General features: G+C 74.3%; 16 protein-coding genes. 11 read left to right on the top strand and 5 right to left on the bottom strand.

The features are described 5' to 3' along the window. The first annotated feature begins 69 nt into the window (after positions 1-69). The 5 genes from ACIRGB_RS26415 (at position 70) to ACIRGB_RS26395 (ending at position 4,511) form a co-directional block, all read left to right on the top strand. Positions 70-1,392 carry an MFS transporter gene (locus ACIRGB_RS26415; RefSeq protein WP_403869817.1) on the top strand — a complete coding sequence of 441 codons (1,323 nt, stop codon included), beginning with the start codon at positions 70-72 and terminating at the stop codon, positions 1,390-1,392. Further along, positions 1,389-2,222 carry a putative hydro-lyase gene (locus ACIRGB_RS26410; RefSeq protein WP_403869814.1) on the top strand — a complete coding sequence of 278 codons (834 nt, stop codon included), beginning with the start codon at positions 1,389-1,391 and terminating at the stop codon, positions 2,220-2,222. Before ACIRGB_RS26415 ends, ACIRGB_RS26410 begins: the two co-directional genes overlap by 4 nt. 62 nt (positions 2,223-2,284) lie before the next feature. Further along, positions 2,285-3,022 (top strand): LamB/YcsF family protein, encoded by a 738-nt coding sequence (locus ACIRGB_RS26405; protein ID WP_403869811.1) that lies wholly within the window; start codon positions 2,285-2,287, stop codon positions 3,020-3,022. Further along, a complete protein-coding gene (locus ACIRGB_RS26400; RefSeq protein WP_403869808.1) occupies positions 3,019-3,645 on the top strand; it encodes an allophanate hydrolase subunit 1 in 627 nt (208 codons plus the stop codon). The genes ACIRGB_RS26405 and ACIRGB_RS26400 overlap by 4 nt, the downstream gene beginning before the upstream one ends. After that, complete coding sequence (locus tag ACIRGB_RS26395; protein WP_403869805.1) at positions 3,642-4,511, top strand: biotin-dependent carboxyltransferase family protein; 870 nt, start codon at positions 3,642-3,644, stop codon at positions 4,509-4,511. Before ACIRGB_RS26400 ends, ACIRGB_RS26395 begins: the two co-directional genes overlap by 4 nt. A gap of 773 nt (positions 4,512-5,284) precedes the next feature. Here the strand turns inward: ACIRGB_RS26395 and ACIRGB_RS26390 are convergent. Both ACIRGB_RS26390 and ACIRGB_RS26385 read right to left on the bottom strand, forming a co-directional pair. Further along, positions 5,285-6,703, bottom strand: coding sequence for a HEAT repeat domain-containing protein (locus ACIRGB_RS26390; protein ID WP_403869804.1), 1,419 nt, complete (start codon positions 6,701-6,703; stop codon positions 5,285-5,287). Positions 6,704-7,039: 336 nt separating this feature from the next. Beyond that, positions 7,040-7,432: an ankyrin repeat domain-containing protein gene (locus ACIRGB_RS26385; RefSeq protein ID WP_403869801.1), complete on the bottom strand. Its 393-nt coding sequence runs from the start codon at positions 7,430-7,432 to the stop codon at positions 7,040-7,042. 201 nt (positions 7,433-7,633) lie between these two features. Here ACIRGB_RS26385 and ACIRGB_RS26380 point away from each other — a divergent pair, with 201 nt between their 5' ends. Beyond that, the gene (locus ACIRGB_RS26380) at positions 7,634-7,828 is read left to right on the top strand and encodes a hypothetical protein (RefSeq protein WP_003977410.1); all 195 of its coding nucleotides are present in this window, start codon (positions 7,634-7,636) and stop codon (positions 7,826-7,828) included. Positions 7,829-7,881: 53 nt separating this feature from the next. Continuing rightward, the gene (locus tag ACIRGB_RS26375; protein WP_403869797.1) at positions 7,882-9,669 is read left to right on the top strand and encodes a hypothetical protein; all 1,788 of its coding nucleotides are present in this window, start codon (positions 7,882-7,884) and stop codon (positions 9,667-9,669) included. 513 nt (positions 9,670-10,182) lie between these two features. Here ACIRGB_RS26375 and ACIRGB_RS26370 read toward each other — a convergent pair. Beyond that, positions 10,183-11,685 carry a PLP-dependent aminotransferase family protein gene (locus tag ACIRGB_RS26370; RefSeq protein WP_403869795.1) on the bottom strand — a complete coding sequence of 501 codons (1,503 nt, stop codon included), beginning with the start codon at positions 11,683-11,685 and terminating at the stop codon, positions 10,183-10,185. A gap of 101 nt (positions 11,686-11,786) precedes the next feature. Here ACIRGB_RS26370 and ACIRGB_RS26365 point away from each other — a divergent pair, with 101 nt between their 5' ends. The 4 genes from ACIRGB_RS26365 (at position 11,787) to ACIRGB_RS26350 (ending at position 15,286) form a co-directional block, all read left to right on the top strand. Then, positions 11,787-12,461 (top strand): YitT family protein, encoded by a 675-nt coding sequence (locus tag ACIRGB_RS26365; protein WP_403869792.1) that lies wholly within the window; start codon positions 11,787-11,789, stop codon positions 12,459-12,461. Beyond that, a complete protein-coding gene (locus ACIRGB_RS26360; protein WP_403869790.1) occupies positions 12,458-13,225 on the top strand; it encodes a glycerophosphodiester phosphodiesterase in 768 nt (255 codons plus the stop codon). The genes ACIRGB_RS26365 and ACIRGB_RS26360 overlap by 4 nt, the downstream gene beginning before the upstream one ends. Positions 13,226-13,278: 53 nt before the next feature. Further along, positions 13,279-14,634 carry an MFS transporter gene (locus tag ACIRGB_RS26355; protein WP_403869787.1) on the top strand — a complete coding sequence of 452 codons (1,356 nt, stop codon included), beginning with the start codon at positions 13,279-13,281 and terminating at the stop codon, positions 14,632-14,634. Positions 14,635-14,911: 277 nt separating this feature from the next. Continuing rightward, positions 14,912-15,286: an RNA polymerase-binding protein RbpA gene (locus ACIRGB_RS26350; RefSeq protein ID WP_003977404.1), complete on the top strand. Its 375-nt coding sequence runs from the start codon at positions 14,912-14,914 to the stop codon at positions 15,284-15,286. A 119-nt stretch (positions 15,287-15,405) separates the two neighbouring features. On the opposite strand, the gene fxsA is transcribed toward ACIRGB_RS26350, so the two are convergent. Beyond that, a complete protein-coding gene (fxsA, locus tag ACIRGB_RS26345; protein WP_403869784.1) occupies positions 15,406-15,993 on the bottom strand; it encodes an FxsA family membrane protein in 588 nt (195 codons plus the stop codon). Positions 15,994-16,039: 46 nt separating this feature from the next. After that, positions 16,040-17,050 carry a polyprenol monophosphomannose synthase gene (locus ACIRGB_RS26340; RefSeq protein ID WP_403869781.1) on the bottom strand — a complete coding sequence of 337 codons (1,011 nt, stop codon included), beginning with the start codon at positions 17,048-17,050 and terminating at the stop codon, positions 16,040-16,042. Positions 17,051-17,151: the final 101 nt, after the last annotated feature.

Here is a 17,151-nt window from a genome sequence, read left to right as displayed (position 1 = left end):
CGATCCCCTACGGTGCCATGAAGTCCCCGCTCGATCCGCACTCTCCGTCCTCCCCTTGCGAGGTGCAGCATGAGCACACCCCCTCCCCCCTCGGCCCTCCCCGCCGACACCCGCCCTCCGAGCACGGCCGAACACCCCACGGAAGACGGCGCGTTCGGCTGGCTGCGCGCCCTCGGCCCGCGGGGCCGCCGCGCCTTCGGCGGTGCGTTCGGCGGCTACGCCCTCGACTCGTACGACTACTTCACGCTGCCGCTGACCATGGTCGCGCTGGCCGCGTACTTCGGTCTGGACAGCGGTCAGACCGGCCTGCTCACGACGGTCACGCTGGTCGTCTCGGCGATTGGCGGCGCGCTCGCGGGTGTGCTGGCGGACCGCGTCGGCCGGGTCAGGGCGCTGCTGCTCACCGTGATCACCTACGCCGTCTTCACCGTGGCCTGCGGCTTCGCGCCCAACTACGAGACGCTGCTCGTCTTCCGCGCCCTCCAGGGCCTCGGCTTCGGCGGCGAGTGGGCGGTCGGCGCGATCCTGGTCGCCGAGTACGCGAGCCCCAGGCACCGCGGGCGCACGCTCGGCGCGATCCAGAGTTCGTGGGCCGTGGGCTGGGCGCTCGCGGTGATCGTGTACACGCTGGTGTTCTCGCTGGCCGGTGACGACCTGGCCTGGCGCGTCATGTTCTGGACGGGCGCGCTCCCGGCGCTGCTCGTGGTGTGGGTGCGGCGCAGCGTCCACGACGCGCCGCAAGCCGCCGAGGTGCGGGAGAAGGGCGCCGGCAAGGGGTCGTTCGCGGCGATCTTCCAGCCGGGCACGGCGGACTCACCGGGGCTGTTGCGCGTCACGCTCTTCGCGAGCCTGCTCTCCACCGGGGTCCAGGGCGGCTACTACACCCTCGCCACCTGGGTGCCGACGTATCTGAAGGACGAGCGCGACCTGTCGGTCGTCGGCACCGGCGGCTATCTGACCTTCCTCATCTCGGGCGCCTTCCTGGGCTACCTGACCGGCGGCGTGCTCACGGACGTGCTGGGCCGCAGGCGCAACATCTGGCTCTTCGCGCTGCTGTCGGCGCTCTGCATCCTGGCGTACGCGAACATCCCGAGCGGCGCCAACACCCTGCTCCTGGTGCTTGGCTTCCCGCTCGGCTTCTGCATGTCGGCCATCTTCAGCGGCTTCGGTTCGTACCTGAGCGAGCTGTACCCGACGGCGGTGCGGGGCGCGGGCCAGGGCTTCACGTACAACACCGGACGCGCCGTGGGCGCCGTCTTCCCCACCACCGTCGGCTTCCTCGCCGACAGCTGGGGCGTGGGCGGCGCGCTGGTCTTCGGCGCCATCGGCTACGGCATCGCGGCACTGGCCCTGCTGGGGCTGCCGGAGACACGCGGAAAGGAACTGGCATGAACCACCCGCACCCCGCGACCGGGGACCGACCGCTCGCCCTCGTCGACGAGCACGCGCACGCGTGGAGCCCGAAAACGGCCCGCGCCCGCTTCCGGAAGGGCCTGACCGGCCCCACGGCCGGGGTCGCCGCCGGCCACACCCAGGCCAACCTGATCTCGGTGCCCGCCGACTGGGCGTACGACATGCTGCTGTTCTGCACCCGCAACCCGCAGCCCTGCCCGGTGCTCGACGTCACCGACGCCGGGTCCTGGACCACCGTGCTCGCCGACGGCGCGGACCTGCGCACCGACCTGCCGCGCTACCGGGTGTGGCGGGACGGCGAGCTGGTGGAGGAGCCGACGGACGTGCGGGAGCACTGGCGGGACGACCTGGTGACGTTCCTGATCGGGTGCAGCTTCACCTTCGAGTGGGCGCTGGCCTCGGCGGGCGTCCCGATCCGCCACGTCGAGCAGGGCCGCAACGTCCCGATGTACGTCACCTCCCGCCGGTGCCGTCCGGCCGGGCGGCTGCGCGGGCCGATGGTGGTGTCGATGCGTCCGGTGCCGCCCGCGCACCTGTCGGCGGCGATCCACGAGAGCAGCCTGCTCCCGGCGGTGCACGGCAGCCCCGTGCACTGCGGCGACCCGTCGGCGCTGGGGATCGACGATCTGGACCGGCCCGACTTCGGCGACGCGGTGGACCGCGAACCGGACGACATCCCGGTGTTCTGGGCCTGCGGCGTGACCCCGCAGGCGGCGGTCATGGCCTCGCGCCCGCCCTTCGCGCTCACCCACGCGCCGGGGCAGATGTTCCTCACCGACGCCCGTGACGAGCAGTACCGCGTGGCGTGATCCGGATGCCGCGCCAGAGGTCCTGGACCGCCCGCGGCCACGGCACCGGGGACGCTGGAGACATGACCTCGATGGACCTGAACGCGGACCTCGGCGAGGGCTTCGGCCGCTGGGCGCTGACCGACGACGAGGGTCTGCTGTCCGTCGTCACCAGCGCCAACGTCGCCTGCGGCTTCCACGCCGGGGACCCGGCCACCATGCGCCGGGTCTGCGAGCTGGCGGCGGAGCGGGGCGTGGCGATCGGCGCCCAGGTCTCCTACCGGGACCTGGCCGGTTTCGGGCGGCGCGCGATGGACGTGCCGCCCGCCGAGCTGGCGGCCGAGGTGGCCTACCAGATCGGCGCCCTGGAGGTCTTCGCCCGGGCGGCGGGCACGCGCGTGGCGTACGTCAAACCGCACGGCGCCCTCTACAACCGGGTGGTCGGGGACGAGGAGCAGGCCGCCGCGGTCGTCGACGGGGTGCTCCTGGCGGGCGGCGCCCTGCCCGTCCTCGGGCTGCCCGGCTCGCGGGTGCTGGAGCGGGCCGGGCGGGCGGGGCTGCCGGTGGTCCCGGAGGCGTTCGCGGACCGGGCCTACACGGACGGGGGCACGCTCGTGCCGCGCGGACAGGAGGGCGCCGTGATCACCGACCCGGAGGCCGTCGTGGCACGCGCGGTGCGGCTGGCCCGCTCGGGGGCGACGGTCGAGGTCCGGGCGCGTTCCCTGTGCGTGCACGGCGACACGCCCGGGGCGGTGGAGCTGGCGCGCCGGGTCCGGGAGCGGCTGGAGGCGTCCGGCGTCCGGATGGAGCCCTTCTCGTGAACGTCCTGCCGGTCGGCGACGACGCCCTGCTCGTCGAGGTGTCCTCGGGCGAGGAGGCCGAGGCGTGGCACGCGGAGCTGTCGCGGCGCCGCGCGGAGGGCACGCTCGTGGTCCGGGAGATCGTCCCGGCGGCGCGGACCGTCCTCCTCGACGGCCTCGCCGACCCGGTCGGGCTCGCGTCCGAGCTGACGGCCGCCGAGGTGCCGCCGGCTTCCCCGCGCGCGGGGCACGTCGTCGAGATCCCGGTCCGCTACGACGGTCCGGACCTGGCCGACGTGGCCGCGCACTGGGGCGTCCCGGAGGACGAGGTGGCGCGTGTGCACGCGGGCACCGAGTTCCGGGTCGCCTTCTGCGGGTTCGCGCCGGGTTTCGGCTACCTGACCGGCCTCCCGGCGCGCTACGACGTGCCGCGCCGGGACACCCCGCGCACCGCGGTCCCGGCCGGTTCGGTGGCGCTGGCCGGGCCGTACACGGGCGTGTACCCGCGCTCGTCGCCGGGCGGCTGGCAGTTGATCGGCTCCACGGACGCCGTGCTGTGGGACCACAGGCGGGTGCCGGCGGCGCTGCTGTCGCCCGGCACGCGCGTGCGGTTCGTCCGCCGAGGACGCCGGGAGGGTCCATGACGGACCGTGCGCTCGCGGTCGTCCGCGCCGGGGCCCTGACCACCGTGCAGGACCGGGGCCGGCCGGGCCACGCCCACCTCGGCGTCCCGCGTTCCGGGGCGCTGGACGCGCCCGCGGCGGCGCTGGTCAACCGGCTGGTGGGCAATCCGCCCGGGGCCGCCGTCCTGGAGACCACGCTCAGCGGCTGTGCGCTGCGCCCGCGGTGCGCGGTCACGGTGGCGGTCGGCGGCGCCCCCTCCCCGGTGACGGTGGACGGACGGCCGGTGTCCTGGGGCGCTCCGGTCGCCGTGCCGGCCGGAGCGCTGCTCGACGTCGGGGCGGCGGACTCCGGGGTGCGCTCCTACGTGGCCGCCTCCGGCGGCGTCCTCGTCGAGCCGGTCCTCGGCAGCCGCTCCACCGACCTGCTGTCCGGCCTCGGCCCGCCGCCCCTCGCGGACGGGACGGTGCTTCCCCTGGGACGACCGGGCGAGCCGTACGCGCGCGTGGACGCCGCCCCGCAGCCGGCGCCCCCGGCGGAGCTGGTCCTGCGGGTGATGCCGGGTCCGCGTGCCGACTGGTTCACGCCGGGGGCGGTACGGGCGTTCACCTCGCGCCCGTACCGCGTGTCGTCCGCGAGCAACCGCATCGGGCTGCGCGTGGACGGACCCGCGCTGGAACGCGCCCGTCCGGGCGAACTCCCCAGCGAGGGCACGGTGCTGGGCGCGGTGCAGGTGCCGCCCGACGGCCGGCCGGTGGTGTTCCTCGCCGACCACCCGACCACCGGCGGCTATCCGGTGATCGGCGTCGTACGCACCACCGACCTCCCGGCAGCGGCCCAGGCGGTACCGGGCACACCGGTGCGCTTCTTGGCCGTACGCAGACACTGACCCCGCCCGACGGGAGCCTCGCGGCCGGGCATCCTGGCCACGGGACGCCTGAGCCTGCACGCGCTGCCGTGGGCCCGAGCGGCAGCTCGGGGCGCGCGCCGCAAACGGGCCGCCTGCCTCACGTACCCGGGGGACGCGGCACATCGTCTGCCGGGGCGTCCTGGCTGCGGGGCGCCTGAGCCTGCACGCCGGTGCCGTGGGCCCGCGCGGCGGCTCCAGGCGCGCGCCGCAGGCGGGCCGCCTGCCTCACGTAGGCGGGGGGATCTGGCAAGCGGCGGCGCGCCGGGGCGGCGCCCTGCACGGGGCCGATCGTCGGCGGCGCGGCAGATCCGGCCGCCCGGCGAACACCCGTGCGCCGCAAGCGGACCGCCTGCCTCACGCGCCCGGGGGGACGCGGCACATCGTCCGGCGAGCGGCAGTCCGCCGAGTCGGCACCCTGCACCGGGCCGATGGCCGACAGCGCAGCGGACCCGGCCGCGCGGCAACACGTGTTCTCCTCAAGCGGGCCCCGCTGACGGGCCGCCTGCCTCAGGCGCCCGGGGGGGACGCGGCACGTCATTCGGCGATTGGGGGGCCGGGTCGGGTCCGGCGCCCCGTGCAGGGCTCCCGGCGGGCAGCGCAGCGGATCCGGCCGTGGCGGCTGTGTCTCACCGGGTTGCCGGGCGACGGCCCTGCGCGCCTGAGCCGCGGTCCATCCGCCGTTCTCCGGGAGCGGCCCCGGGCCGCGGCCGGGTGCCGGTGCGGCGCACGGCCGCGCCGGCACCCGAGCGCGCTCACACGGCGGGCGCGTCCGGTCCGAAGCGGCTGCGTACCGCCGTCTGGACCTCGTCCTCCTCGGCCGGGTCGGCGGCGAGCCTGCGCAGCCGTTCGACGACGCGGTTGTCGCCGGTCTCGGCATGGCGGGCGGCGAGTTCGCGGGTGGTTTCCTCGCAGTCCCACAGGCACTCGATGGCGAAGCCCGCCGCGAAGGACGGATCGGTGGCGGCCAGCGCGCGGGCGGCCCGGCCACGCAGGTGGGAGGAGGCGGTTTCGCGGTAGATGTGGCGCAGTACGGGCGCGGCGCAGGTGATGCCGAGCCGTCCGGTGCCGTCGACGAGGGTCCACAGGGTCGGCGCGTCGGGGCCTTCGCCGCGTACCGCCTCCCGCAGTGCGGCGAGGACGAGATCGCGGTCCTGGGCGGCCCCCCGGCAGGCGAGCACCCGTCCGGCGGCGGCGCCCAGGGCGTCGGGCCGGTGCACCCAGCCGCGGGCCCGGTCGACGGCGGCGAGGCTGCGCATGCGCTCGTACGCGGCGACGGCGGCCTCCACGACCGGTGCCGAGCCCGTGGCCACGGCACCCTCGACCAGGTCGAGGACGTCCGGATCATTGCTGTCGGCGAGATAGCGCAGGGCGGTGCAGCGGGCGCCCTCGGTGCCCGACCGCGCGGCCTCGACGATCTCGGGCCGGTCCTCGGGCCCGGCGACGGCCGTCAGGCAGCGCGCGGCCGGCGCGTGGAGCGGGGTGCCGCGCTCGACGCCCTGCTCGGCCCACTCGAACACGGCGCGCACGCTCCAGCCCGGACGCGGTCCGGCGGAGTTCAGCTGGCGCTGCCAGCGGTCGAAGCAGCCCGCCTCCTGGGCGGCACGCACGCGCGTGGCGATCGATTCGCGGGGGTCGTCGGCCCACAGGCGCCAGGGCCGGGGTTCGAAGGCGTCCCGCACCGCGGCGGCCAGCTCGGCCTCGCCCTCGGCGTCGCGAGGGAAGCGGGCCAGGACGGGCGCGGCGAGGGCGCGCAGTCCCGCGTCGTCGTCGCGCAGCGCCAGCTCGTCCAGGGCCCACGCCCAGTTGACGCCGTGTGCGGCGTACCGGCGCAACAGCCGGAGCGCGTCCAGCCTGTCGTAGGAGGCGAGGTGGCCGAGGACCGCGAGGGCCAGCCCGGTGCGCGACTCGTCGGCGTCCAGGACGTCCTCGGGGTCGAACAGGTGGGCCTCGATCGCGTCCAGCTCGCCGTTCAGGTCGAGGTAGAGGCGGGCGTAGTAGAGGGAGCGGTTCTCGACCTGCCAGTCGTGGCGCGGGTCGTGGAGCACACAGTGGTTCAGCGCCGCGAGCGCTTCGGCGCGCGGAGCGGTGAGCGCGTGCAGCGTGCCGTCGCCGCGACCCCGCTGAAGCAGGCCGAGCAGCGTACCGCTGGGCGCTATGACCGGATCGAACATGGGAAACAGCCTCACATCAAGCGTCGACGCAACCGGGGAGCACGCGTTTACCTGGCCGTGCGCCAACACGTCGGAGCGCCCGCCGTCTCTTGCTTGCTGAAGACCATGTTCCTCTGCCTCTCGTCGGTGGCCCTTGCGAGCCGTGTCACGGCCCGCGCGGTGCGGCACCATCTGCCCGGCCATCACGTCCGTGAACCACGTCGTCATGATGGCCCGGCGGTCACATCTGCCGCGACCGAAATTTCGGCGGCCCTGTACCGCCTCCCCCGTTTCCAGTGTTTTCCCTGGTCAAAAAAGCGTGGAGCGGGCCCGGACCGGGCCCTCTCCGCCGTCCCGTCACCGGGCGCCGAACAGCTCCAGCAGGTCCGTCCGGGCGAACATCCGCGCCGTGTCCACGGCCGACGGGGTGCCCGCCGCCGGGTCCGCGCCTGCCTCCAGCAGCGCCTTGGTCACGTCCGTCTCACCCTTGAAGGCGGCTCCGGCGAGTGGCGTCTGACCCCGGTCGTTGACGCGGTCGGCGTCGGCGCCGCGGGTCAGCAGCGCGCGCACCGCCTCGGCGTGCCCGTGATAGGCGGCGAGCATGACGAGGGAGTCACCCCGGTCGTTGGTGAGGTCGGCCGGTACCCCGGCGTCCACGTACGCGACCAGCTCCTCGGTCCGCCCCTGCCGGGCCAGATCGAAGATCTTGGTCGCCAGCTCCACGACCTCCGGGTCGGGGGCTTCACTCATCGGCCGGACCACCTCTCACTGCGAACGTTCGGCAAATCGCCAGGGTACTGGCTCGCGGGGCACCCGAGCGGACCAAGGACCGCTCCGCCACCGGGGGTAATTCGGTCGAATTTCCCCCATTTGCACCTTTTATCGTATGGATACATGCTGTGAGCCTGGAAGTACTCATGGTGACTGTCCCCGTGAACCAGGAGAACTCACATGATCCTCTCGATCTCAGGCGTGGTCCTGCTCGGCATCGTCGTCTTCATCTTCTTCCGCAAGGACGGCCTCAAGGCCTCGCACGCGCTGGTCGCCGTGCTGTTCGGGTTCTATCTCGCGAGCACGGCCATCGCCCCGAGCATCAAGGCGGGCGGCGAGAGCCTGGCGGGCCTCCTCGGCGGCATCAAGTTCTGACGGCCCGCTCTCCCCGCCCGACATCCGCACGTACGCACCTCCAGGAGGCAGCAGTGGCCCGGCGGCCCCTCCCCCGCATTCTGAGCAACGGCGGCGCACAGCTCGCCCGGAGCCGGGAGCTGGCCCGGACGGCGGCCGACAGCGCCACCGACGTCCTCCAGCCGCTGATCACGATCGGCCGCGGCCTGCGCCGACTGGCCGCGGCCGCGCGGCGCAGATGGACCGAGACCCCCAAGGACCGGCGCGGCGCGCTGCTGTTCCTGGTGGCCTCGGTGGTCCTGGTGGTGGCGCTCGTGCCGTACGGCCCGCTGCTCGCCGTCATCACCCTGATGGCGGCGGCAGCCTGGCAGGGCAGGGAGCGCACCCCGGCGGCGCCCGAGGGCCCCGACGACTCCCAGACCCGGCGCCTTCAGTCGCTCTACGAGGCGCTGGTCCCGTACTTCTCCCTCCCGGAGGACCCCGACCCCCTGTACGCCCACGGCGGCGTCTGGGAGAAGGCGTTCCCGGCGTACGAGTTCGACGACGACGGCCGCGTCGCCCACCTGGTGATCCGCTACCCCGCCTACTTCACCGACGGGGAGGGCGAGTCCCGGGCCCGGATCGAGCACGTGCTCACCGCGAAGTCCGGCCGGGGCCGCGAGTACCACTTCACGTGGGACGAGGAGGCCAACCACCTCTGCGTCGACGTGCTCGCGGCGCTGCCCACCGACATCGCCGCCCAGCGCTTCGTGACGGCGCCCGGCGAGACCGTGCTCGGCTTCACCGACCCGACCCGGGTCCAGCGCACGCTCCCGCTCACCCACGGCGAGGAGCGGCGGGACGTACCGCCGGTCGTCTGGCGCACCGGCATCCGCTCGACCGAGCCCCACCTGCTGGTCCTGGGACAGCCCGGCACCGGCACGTCCACCCTGCTGCGCTCGGTCGCCCTCCAGGCGCTGCACCAGGGCGACCTGCTGATCGTCGACGGCGGCGGCACCGGGGAGTACGCCTGCCTGGTCGGCCGGGACGGCGTCCTGGCCGTGGAGTGCGGGCTCACCGGCGCGCTGACCAGCCTGGAGTGGGCCGCCGCCGAGACGGAACGGCGGCTGATCGCCGTGAACCAGGCCCGTCAGCAGGGCCTGGCGGCGCCGGACGACACCCGGCGGCCCCTGTGGGTCTTCCTGGACCGCCCGACCGCGTTCACGCACCTCGCCACCACGGGCGGCCGCCGGGACCCGCAGACCCTGCTCCAGATCCCGCTGCGGCACGGCCGGGCCGCGAACGTGACGGTGGTCGTCGCCGACCAGCTGGACGCCCTGGACAGCCTCACCGACGCCGTACGGCAGCACACGCGCGCGCGTGTCGTGCTCGGCCCGGCCACCGCGGAGGAGCTGGCCAAGGCGCTGGGCGCTCCCCCGCACACCACGCCCCTCGCCCAGGTCCCGCCCGGGCGCGGGTACGCCCGTCTGGGCACCGGTCCGGTGCACCGCCTCCAGGTCCCGGCCACTCCCGACCCCTACGACGACGCGACCAGCGAGGCACACCGGCAGGCGGTGCTCGACCTGCTCCCCCCGCGCACCACACCGGCGGACGGGGAGCAGGCGCCCCTTCCTCCGGAGGCGGAGGCGGACGCGAAGGCCGAGGCGGAGGCGGAGGCGGCGAAGGCCGTCTCCATGGAGAAGGCCGTCGCCGTGAAGAAGAAGGACACCGCGGACGGCGTGGCCGCACGCGAGCCGGAGGAGACCGCGACGGACGCGGAGCAGACCCCGGCGACGCCGGAGAAGGCGACGGCCGGGACGCCGACCGAGCCGGCTCCCGCTGAGCCGGTGCCCGCCGAGGCCGTCGCGGCGGAGACCTCCTGACCCCGTGGCCGGGGCAGCGCCACCCACCGCCCCGCCCCGGCCCCCTCCCACATCCGCCGCCGGTCCGCGTCCCGCCCGCGCCCGCCTCCGCTGGCCTCGGCGACCACGACGCCACCGGCGCGGCACTCCGCGCGGGCGCGACGCGGCGTCACCGGCCGTAGCCGACGCGGCACGCCCCCGCCGTCCCACCCCGGCGGCGGAGCCGCGCGGGTGCAGCACGCGCGTTCGCCGCGTCGCCGACCGTTGTCGACGCGGCACGCCCCCCGCCGTCCCGCCCCCGGCGACGGAGCGGACCGGACTCCATCCGCCAACGCTCACGGACGCCGGTGCCTCCCCCCGCGTCTGCGGCGTTGTCGTCGGTGGTCGACGCCCCCACGCTCGGCTTCGCTCGCGCGGGGGGACCCCCATCGCGTCGCCGCCCTCCTCCGCAGTGCGGCTGCCCGCGCCAGACCCCGCTCACCAGCGACCATGGGGCGCCGCGGGTTTCCTGCGACCTGCTCCGCCGGACCGGTCCTAGGCCACGAACGTCCGCGGTGCCTCGCCGCCGCCGCCGACGCCGCCGTTCTCCACCAGCCGGGCCGCGGCGGCCAGTCGTGCCGCCGCCTCCTCGGCCACCGCTCCGCCGACCGTGAACGGCAGTCGCACGTACCCCTCGAAGGCGCCGTCGACCCCGAAGCGCGGCCCGGACGGGACGCGGACGCCCACCCGCTCCCCCGCCTCGGCGAGCCGGGAACCCGACAGGCCCCCGGTCCGCACCCACAGGGTGAGCCCGCCCCGCGGCACCTCGAACTCCCAGTCGGGCAGCTCCCGCCGTACCGCCGCCACCAGCTCGTCCCGGTTCTGCCGGGCCTGTTCGCGGCGCACCGTCACGGCCTGCGCCCAGCCGCCGGTGCTGAACAGCCAGTTCACGGCGAGCTGCTCCAGCACCGGGGTGCCCAGGTCGGCGTACGCCCGCGCGGCGACCAGGCTCCGGATCACGTCGGGCGCGGCGCGGACCCAGCCGATGCGCATCCCGGCCCAGAAGGCTTTGCTCGCCGAGCCGACGGTGATCACGGTGGACCCGGCCGGGTCGAAGGCGCACACGGGACGCGGCATCTCCACGTCGTCGTCCAGCCACAGCTCGCTCATCGTCTCGTCGGCCACGAGCACCGTCCCCGCGGACCTGGCCGCGTCCACCAGCCGCCGCCGCTGGTCGTCGTCGGCGAGCGCGCCGGTGGGGTTGTGGAAGTCGGCGACGACGTAGGCGATGCGGGGCGCGGCGTCGCGCAGCACCTGGCGCCAGCGGTCCACGTCCCAGCCGGTGAGCCCCTCGGCCATCGCGACCGGCACCAGCCGGGCCCCGGCCTCGCGCATCAGCTGGAGGATGTTGGCGTAACTGGGCGACTCCACGGCGATGCGCTCGCCGCGGCCTCCGAAGAGGTGGCAGATGGCGTCGATCGCGCCCATCGCCCCCGTCGTCACCATGATCTGCTCGGGCATGGTGGGGATGCCCCGCGCGGTGTACCGCTCGGCGATCATCGCGCGCAGCGCGGGCAGGCCGGCCGGGTAGTCGCCGTGGGTGTGCGCGTACGGCGGCAGCTCCTCCAGGGCGCCCTGCACCGCGCGGGTGAGCCACGGCTCGGGTGCGGGCAGCGCCGCGCAGCCCAGGTCGATCACCGAGCCGAGGGCCTCCGGCGGCAGCGGCTCGAGCCCGCGGGCCGGCAGCGGGTTCCCGGCCGGCACCGCGGTCCAGCTGCCCGCACCGCGCCGGGACTCCAGGAAGCCCTCGGCCCGCAGCGCCTCGTAGGCGGCGGCGACGGTGGTGCGGCTGACGGTCAGGGCGAGGGCCAGCTCCCGTTCGGCGGGCAGCCGGGCGGCGACCGGGACGCGGCCCTCCAGCACGAGCAGCCGGATGCCGTCGGCGAGCGCGCGGTAGGCCGGCGGGCGGCGCGTGCCGGGCCCGGCCGGGCGGTCCTGCTGGGAGCCGAGCAGCCGGGCAAGCTGCCCCGCCCCCACAGCCGAGGTCCACTGCGCCATAGAAATCAGTCCACCTTCCCCGAATTGGCCATGGTTGACTCTTCTTCTCAAGCCACAGGGTGTCATGTGGCAGTCCACTACCACCACCCAGGGGGGACCTCTTGTCCAGGCGTTCCGAGCAGTCCAGGCGGTCCAGGAGGCTCACGCGGCGGCTGACCCAGCTCTACGGCGGTCTGGCGCTCTACGGCGCGAGTTCGGCGCTGCTGGTCAGGTCCGGGCTCGGCCTGGAACCGTGGAACGTGCTGCACCAGGGCCTCGCGGAGCACACCGGGCTGTCGATGGGCGTGGTGCTGACCCTCGTGGGCGCGGTGGTCCTGCTGCTGTGGATCCCGCTGCGCCAGCGGCCGGGCCTCGGCACCGTCTCCAACGTGCTCGTGATCGGCGCGGCGATGGACGCCACCCTGGGCGTCGTCCCGGACGCCCACGGCTGGACGCCGCGGATCGCCGCGATGGTGGCGGGCATCGTCCTGAACGGCGCGGCGACCGGGCTGTACATCGCCGCGCGCTTCGGTCCGGGTCCGCGCGACGGCCTGATGACGGGGCTGAACCGGCGCACGGGGCTCTCGGTGCGCCTGGTGCGGACCGTCGTGGAGATCACCGTCGTGGTGACGGGCTTCGCCCTCGGCGGCACGGTCGGCCTCGGCACCCTGCTCTACGCCGTGTCGATCGGCCCGCTCGCCCAGTGGTTCCTGCGCGTGTTCGCCGTGCCACCGTCACCGCACGGCAGCACGGTGGTCGCCGCCGGCCGGCCGCGGCGCGCGATACTGCGTCGGTGACCGCGCCGATACGCCACCCGTACCTCGACCATCCCGGCCCGATCGCCTTCGCCCACCGGGGCGGAACGGCGGACGGCCTGGAGAACACGCTGCGGCAGTTCCGCCGCGCGGTCGAGGCGGGCTACCGGTACATCGAGACCGATGTGCACGCCACGCGGGACGGCAAGCTCGTCGCCTTCCACGACGCGACCCTGGACCGGGTGACGGACGGCACCGGGCGGATCGCCGACCTGCCGTGGCAGGACGTGCGCCACGCGCGCGTGGCGGGCCGGGAACCGGTGCCGCTCTTCGAGGAGCTGCTGGAGACCCTCCCCGAGGTGCGCTGGAACATCGACGTGAAGGCGGAGCCCGCGCTGCGGCCCCTCCTGGAGCTGATCGGACGGACCGGCGCCTGGGACCGGATCTGCGTCGGCTCGTTCTCCGAGGCACGCGTGGTCCGCGCCCAGCGACTCGCGGGCCCCCGCCTGGCCACCTCGTACGGCACCCGGGGCGTCCTCGGTCTGCGGCTGCGCTCCTGGGGCGTACCGGCCGCGCCGCGCCGCTCGGCGGTGGCCGCACAGGTCCCCGAGGCGCAGTCGGGCATCCAGGTGGTGGACCACCGCTTCGTACGCGCCGCCCACGCGCGCGGGGTGCAGGTGCACGTCTGGACGGTGAACGATCCGGACCGCATGCACCGGCTCCTGGACCTGGGAGTGGATGGCATCATGACCGATCACATCGACACACTGCGCAAGGTCATGGAGGACCGCGGCGTCTGGGGATGAGCCCCGGCCGCGCCCCGGGGACGGTGCGCGTTCACGGGGAAGGCGAGGGCACGGTGGGCACCGACACCCTGCGGACGGACGCGGCAGACGGGGCCGACCCAGCGGCCGAACGGCGGCGTGAGCAGCGCGGCTGGTACTTCTACGACTGGGCGTGCTCCGTCTACTCGACGAGCGTGCTCACCGTGTTCCTGGGGCCCTACCTCACCTCGGTCGCCGAGTCGGCGGCGGACGCGGACGGCTATGTCCACCCCCTGGGCATACCGGTGCGCGCCGGGTCGTTCTTCGCGTACTCGGTGTCGCTGTCGGTGATCGTGGCGGTGCTGGTGATGCCGCTGGTGGGCGCGGCGGCCGACCGCTCGGGCCGCAAGAAGCCGCTGCTGGCCGCCGCCGCGTACACCGGCGCCGCGGCCACGACCGGCATGTTCTTCCTGGACGGCGACCGCTATCTGCTGGGCGGCCTGCTCCTGGTCGTCGCCAACGCGGCGCAGTCGGTCGCGATGATGCTCTACAACTCCTACCTGCCCCAGATCGCCCCGCCCGAGGAGCGCGACGCGGTCTCCTCCCGCGGCTGGGCCTTCGGCTACGCGGCCGGCTCCCTGGTCCTGATCGTCAACCTGGTCCTCTACACCGGCCACGACTCCTTCGGGCTGAGCGAGAGCGCGGCGGTCCGCATCTGTCTGGCGTCGGCGGGGCTGTGGTGGGGCGCCTTCGCGCTCATTCCGCTCCGGCGGCTGCGCGATCGGCATGCGGTGGCCCGGGAGGCCGCGCTGCCAGGGTTCCGGCAGCTCGCGGCGACGGTCCGGGACATGCGGCGCCGCCCGCTGACGCTGGCCTTCCTGCTGGCGTACCTGGTCTACAACGACGGCATCCAGACGGTGATCTCCCAGGCGTCGGTCTACGGCTCCGAGGAGCTGGACCTCGGGCAGTCCACGCTGATCGTGGCGGTCCTGCTGGTCCAGGTGCTGGCGGTGGCGGGTGCGCTGGGCCTGGGCCGGCTGGCCCGCCGGTACGGGGCCAAGCGCACGATCCTCGGCTCCCTGGTCGCCTGGACGGTGACCCTCGCGGCCGGGTACTTCCTGCCGGCCGGGGCACCGGGGTGGTTCTTCGTGCTGGCCGCCGGGATCGGGCTGGTCCTGGGCGGCAGCCAGGCGCTCTCCCGCTCCCTGTTCTCCCACCTGGTCCCGCCGGGCAAGGAGGCGGAGTACTTCTCGGCGTACGAGCTGAGCGACCGTGGGATGAGCTGGCTGGGGCCCTTGCTCTTCGGGCTGACCTACCAGCTGACCGGGAGCTACCGGGACGCGATCATCTCGCTGGTGGCGTTCTTCGTCATCGGTTTCGTGCTGCTCGCGCGGGTCCCGGTACGGCGGGCGATCGGCGACGCGGGCAACCCGGTACCCGAAAGGATTTAGCACTCGGCGCGAAAGCGCTGTAGTGTACGCGTTTGGCCTGCCAGGCGTACCGTTACTGCGCGTCAAAGGTGCCGAATCGCTATGTCACCCCTGCCAACAGAGGTGACAAACCGGACGTCGGCGGGTACTGCACTGGTTGCAAGGCTGCGGCTGCGACGGCGACGCAGGGCCCGGATCGGGAGTCGGGACGGGAATCTTTACCGCCGCCCGGACGTTGACCGGATGACGACGACAGCGACACCTGTCCTGTGGGCGACAAGCCCGGGAGGCACGATTCATGAGTGAGCGAGCTCTTCGCGGCACGCGCCTCGTGGTGACCAGCTACGAGACGGACCGCGGCATCGACCTGGCCCCGCGCCAGGCCGTGGAGTACGCATGCGAGAAGGGGCATCGATTCGAGATGCCCTTCTCGGTCGAGGCGGAGATCCCGCCGGAGTGGGAGTGCAAGGTCTGCGGGGCCCAGGCACTCCTGGTTGACGGCGACGGCCCTGAGGAGAAGAAGGCCAAGCCCGCGCGTACGCACTGGGACATGCTGATGGAGCGACGCACCCGCGAGGAACTCGAAGAGGTCCTCGAGGAGCGGCTGGCCGTTCTGCGCTCCGGCGCGATGAACATCGCGGTCCATCCGCGAGACAGCCGCAAGAGTGCGTAGCGGGAAACCCTAGGCGACACAACCGAACAACCGCGGGTGCCGTACATGAGCTTCATGTACGGCACCCGCGGTTTTGTCGTGTCCCGGGGCGCCCCGGCCCCGCCCTGCCCGCCGGGGACTCAGCGCGTCAGCGGGGGGCGGGGGTCCTGCGGGGCGTCGTCCGGGTCGTCCCGTACGACCTCGCCCTGGACGACCTTGCCGTCCGGCTGGTGCATCCGGGCCTGGCGGAAGGCGTCGCCCAGGGTGCCGGGGCGGGCGTCCCGGAGCTTGCGCTCCACCGTCCGCTGGGCGTAGCGGCTGACGGCCTTCTGCACCGGGGGCAGCAGCATGAGCAGTCCGAGGGCGTCCGAGATCAGGCCGGGCAGGATCAGGAGCAGACCGCCCAGCATCATCAGGCCGTTGCCCTCGCTGTTCGCGCGGGCGGCCTCGGGCGGCATGCCCGGCTGCGTGGCCGACTGCTGCTGGTTGAGCGTCTCCGTGAGGTTGCGGAAGGCCCGGCGGCCTGCCGCCTTGATGACCACGGAGCCGAGGACCACGCCGGCGACCAGCAGCAGGAAGACCACGAAGCCGCTGGACGCCCCCGCGACCACGGTCAGCAGCCAGATCTCCAGCACCAGCCACGCGGCGAGGCCCAGCGGCAGGAACGTGCGCAGCCGGGAGCGCGGGGGCCGGGCGGGGGACCTGGGGGTCTGAGCGCCAGTCGTCATACTCCCAGTGTGCCTGGCCCCTGCTCAGTGCGGCATAAGAGGGCGGTCAGGCCTTGGCGTCGGACGCCTCCGCCGACGCGCCACCCGACTTCGCCGACCCGTCACCGGCCTTCGCCGACGCGTCACTGGACTTCACGGCCTCGTCGCCGGACTTAGCGGCCTCGTGGCCGGCCTTCGCGGGCTCGTCGCCGGACTTCACGGCCTCGTCACCGGACTTCACGGGCTCCTCGCCGGAAGGCGCCTGCGTGTCGGCCGCCGCGGCGCCGGGCCGCTTGTCGCGGCCCAGGACCTTGCCGACCCTCTCCCCCACGCCCCACGTGGTGACCCGCCACAGGGCCTCCACCAGGATGTCGCGGCTCATCTTGGAGTCGCCGAGTTCGCGCTCGACGAACGTGATCGGCACCTCCACGACGTGGTAACCGGCCTTGATCGCGCGGCGGGCCAGGTCGACCTGGAAGCAGTAGCCCTGCGAGGCGACCTCTTCGAGGCCGAGCCCCTCCAGGGTCTCGCGGCGGAAGGCGCGGTAGCCGCCGGTGATGTCGCGCAGCGGCAGATCGAGCGCGAGCCGCGAGTACATGCTGCCGCCCCGCGAGATGATCTCGCGGGACTTGGGCCAGTTCACCACCCGGCCGCCGGGCACCCAGCGGGAGCCGAGCACGAGGTCGGCGCCCTTGAGGGCGGTCAGCAGGCGGGGCAGTTCCTCGGGCTGGTGGGAGCCGTCGGCGTCCATCTCGATCAGCACGCCGTAGCCGTGCTCCAGGCCCCAGCGGAAGCCGGCGAGGTAGGCGGCGCCCAGCCCTTCCTTGCCCTTGCGGTGCATGACCTGGACGTGGTCGTCCCCGGCCGCCAGTTCGTCGGCGATCTTGCCGGTGCCGTCGGGGCTGTTGTCGTCGGCCACGAGAACGTGCGCCTCGGGGACCGCCTCGCGCACGCGCGTGACGATCGCCTTGATGTTCTCCGCCTCGTTGTAGGTCGGGATGATCACCAGGGCCGTGCCCAGGGGGCCGAACCGCCTCTCCCGCCCCGCAGCCGCGGGCGTCCCGTCGCCGTCGTTCACCACTGCCCCTTCGTGTCCGTACACAGAGGACCACCATAATCGCCGCGGCCTGCGCCGACGCGCCAGGACAGGCGTCCGGTGGTGTCGTTTCCTCAAAACCG

Origin of the sequence: Streptomyces sp. NPDC102490 (assembly GCF_044765285.1) — a bacterium.
GTDB lineage: Bacteria > Actinomycetota > Actinomycetes > Streptomycetales > Streptomycetaceae > Streptomyces.
This window is presented reverse-complemented; position numbering and strand designations above follow the sequence as displayed.

What these genes read in the sequence shown, in the direction of transcription:
- ACIRGB_RS26380 (WP_003977410.1), top strand. Translation starts at nt 7,634, where the DNA reads ATGATCCTCTCGATCTCAGGCGTGGTCCTGCTCGGCATCGTCGTCTTC.
- ACIRGB_RS26385 (WP_403869801.1), bottom strand. Translation starts at nt 7,432, where the DNA reads ATGAGTGAAGCCCCCGACCCGGAGGTCGTGGAGCTGGCGACCAAGATC.
- ACIRGB_RS26395 (WP_403869805.1), top strand. Translation starts at nt 3,642, where the DNA reads ATGACGGACCGTGCGCTCGCGGTCGTCCGCGCCGGGGCCCTGACCACC.
- ACIRGB_RS26390 (WP_403869804.1), bottom strand. Translation starts at nt 6,703, where the DNA reads ATGTTCGATCCGGTCATAGCGCCCAGCGGTACGCTGCTCGGCCTGCTT.
- ACIRGB_RS26350 (WP_003977404.1), top strand. Translation starts at nt 14,912, where the DNA reads ATGAGTGAGCGAGCTCTTCGCGGCACGCGCCTCGTGGTGACCAGCTAC.
- ACIRGB_RS26370 (WP_403869795.1), bottom strand. Translation starts at nt 11,685, where the DNA reads ATGGCGCAGTGGACCTCGGCTGTGGGGGCGGGGCAGCTTGCCCGGCTG.
- ACIRGB_RS26405 (WP_403869811.1), top strand. Translation starts at nt 2,285, where the DNA reads ATGACCTCGATGGACCTGAACGCGGACCTCGGCGAGGGCTTCGGCCGC.
- fxsA (WP_403869784.1), bottom strand. Translation starts at nt 15,993, where the DNA reads ATGACGACTGGCGCTCAGACCCCCAGGTCCCCCGCCCGGCCCCCGCGC.
- ACIRGB_RS26415 (WP_403869817.1), top strand. Translation starts at nt 70, where the DNA reads ATGAGCACACCCCCTCCCCCCTCGGCCCTCCCCGCCGACACCCGCCCT.
- ACIRGB_RS26410 (WP_403869814.1), top strand. Translation starts at nt 1,389, where the DNA reads ATGAACCACCCGCACCCCGCGACCGGGGACCGACCGCTCGCCCTCGTC.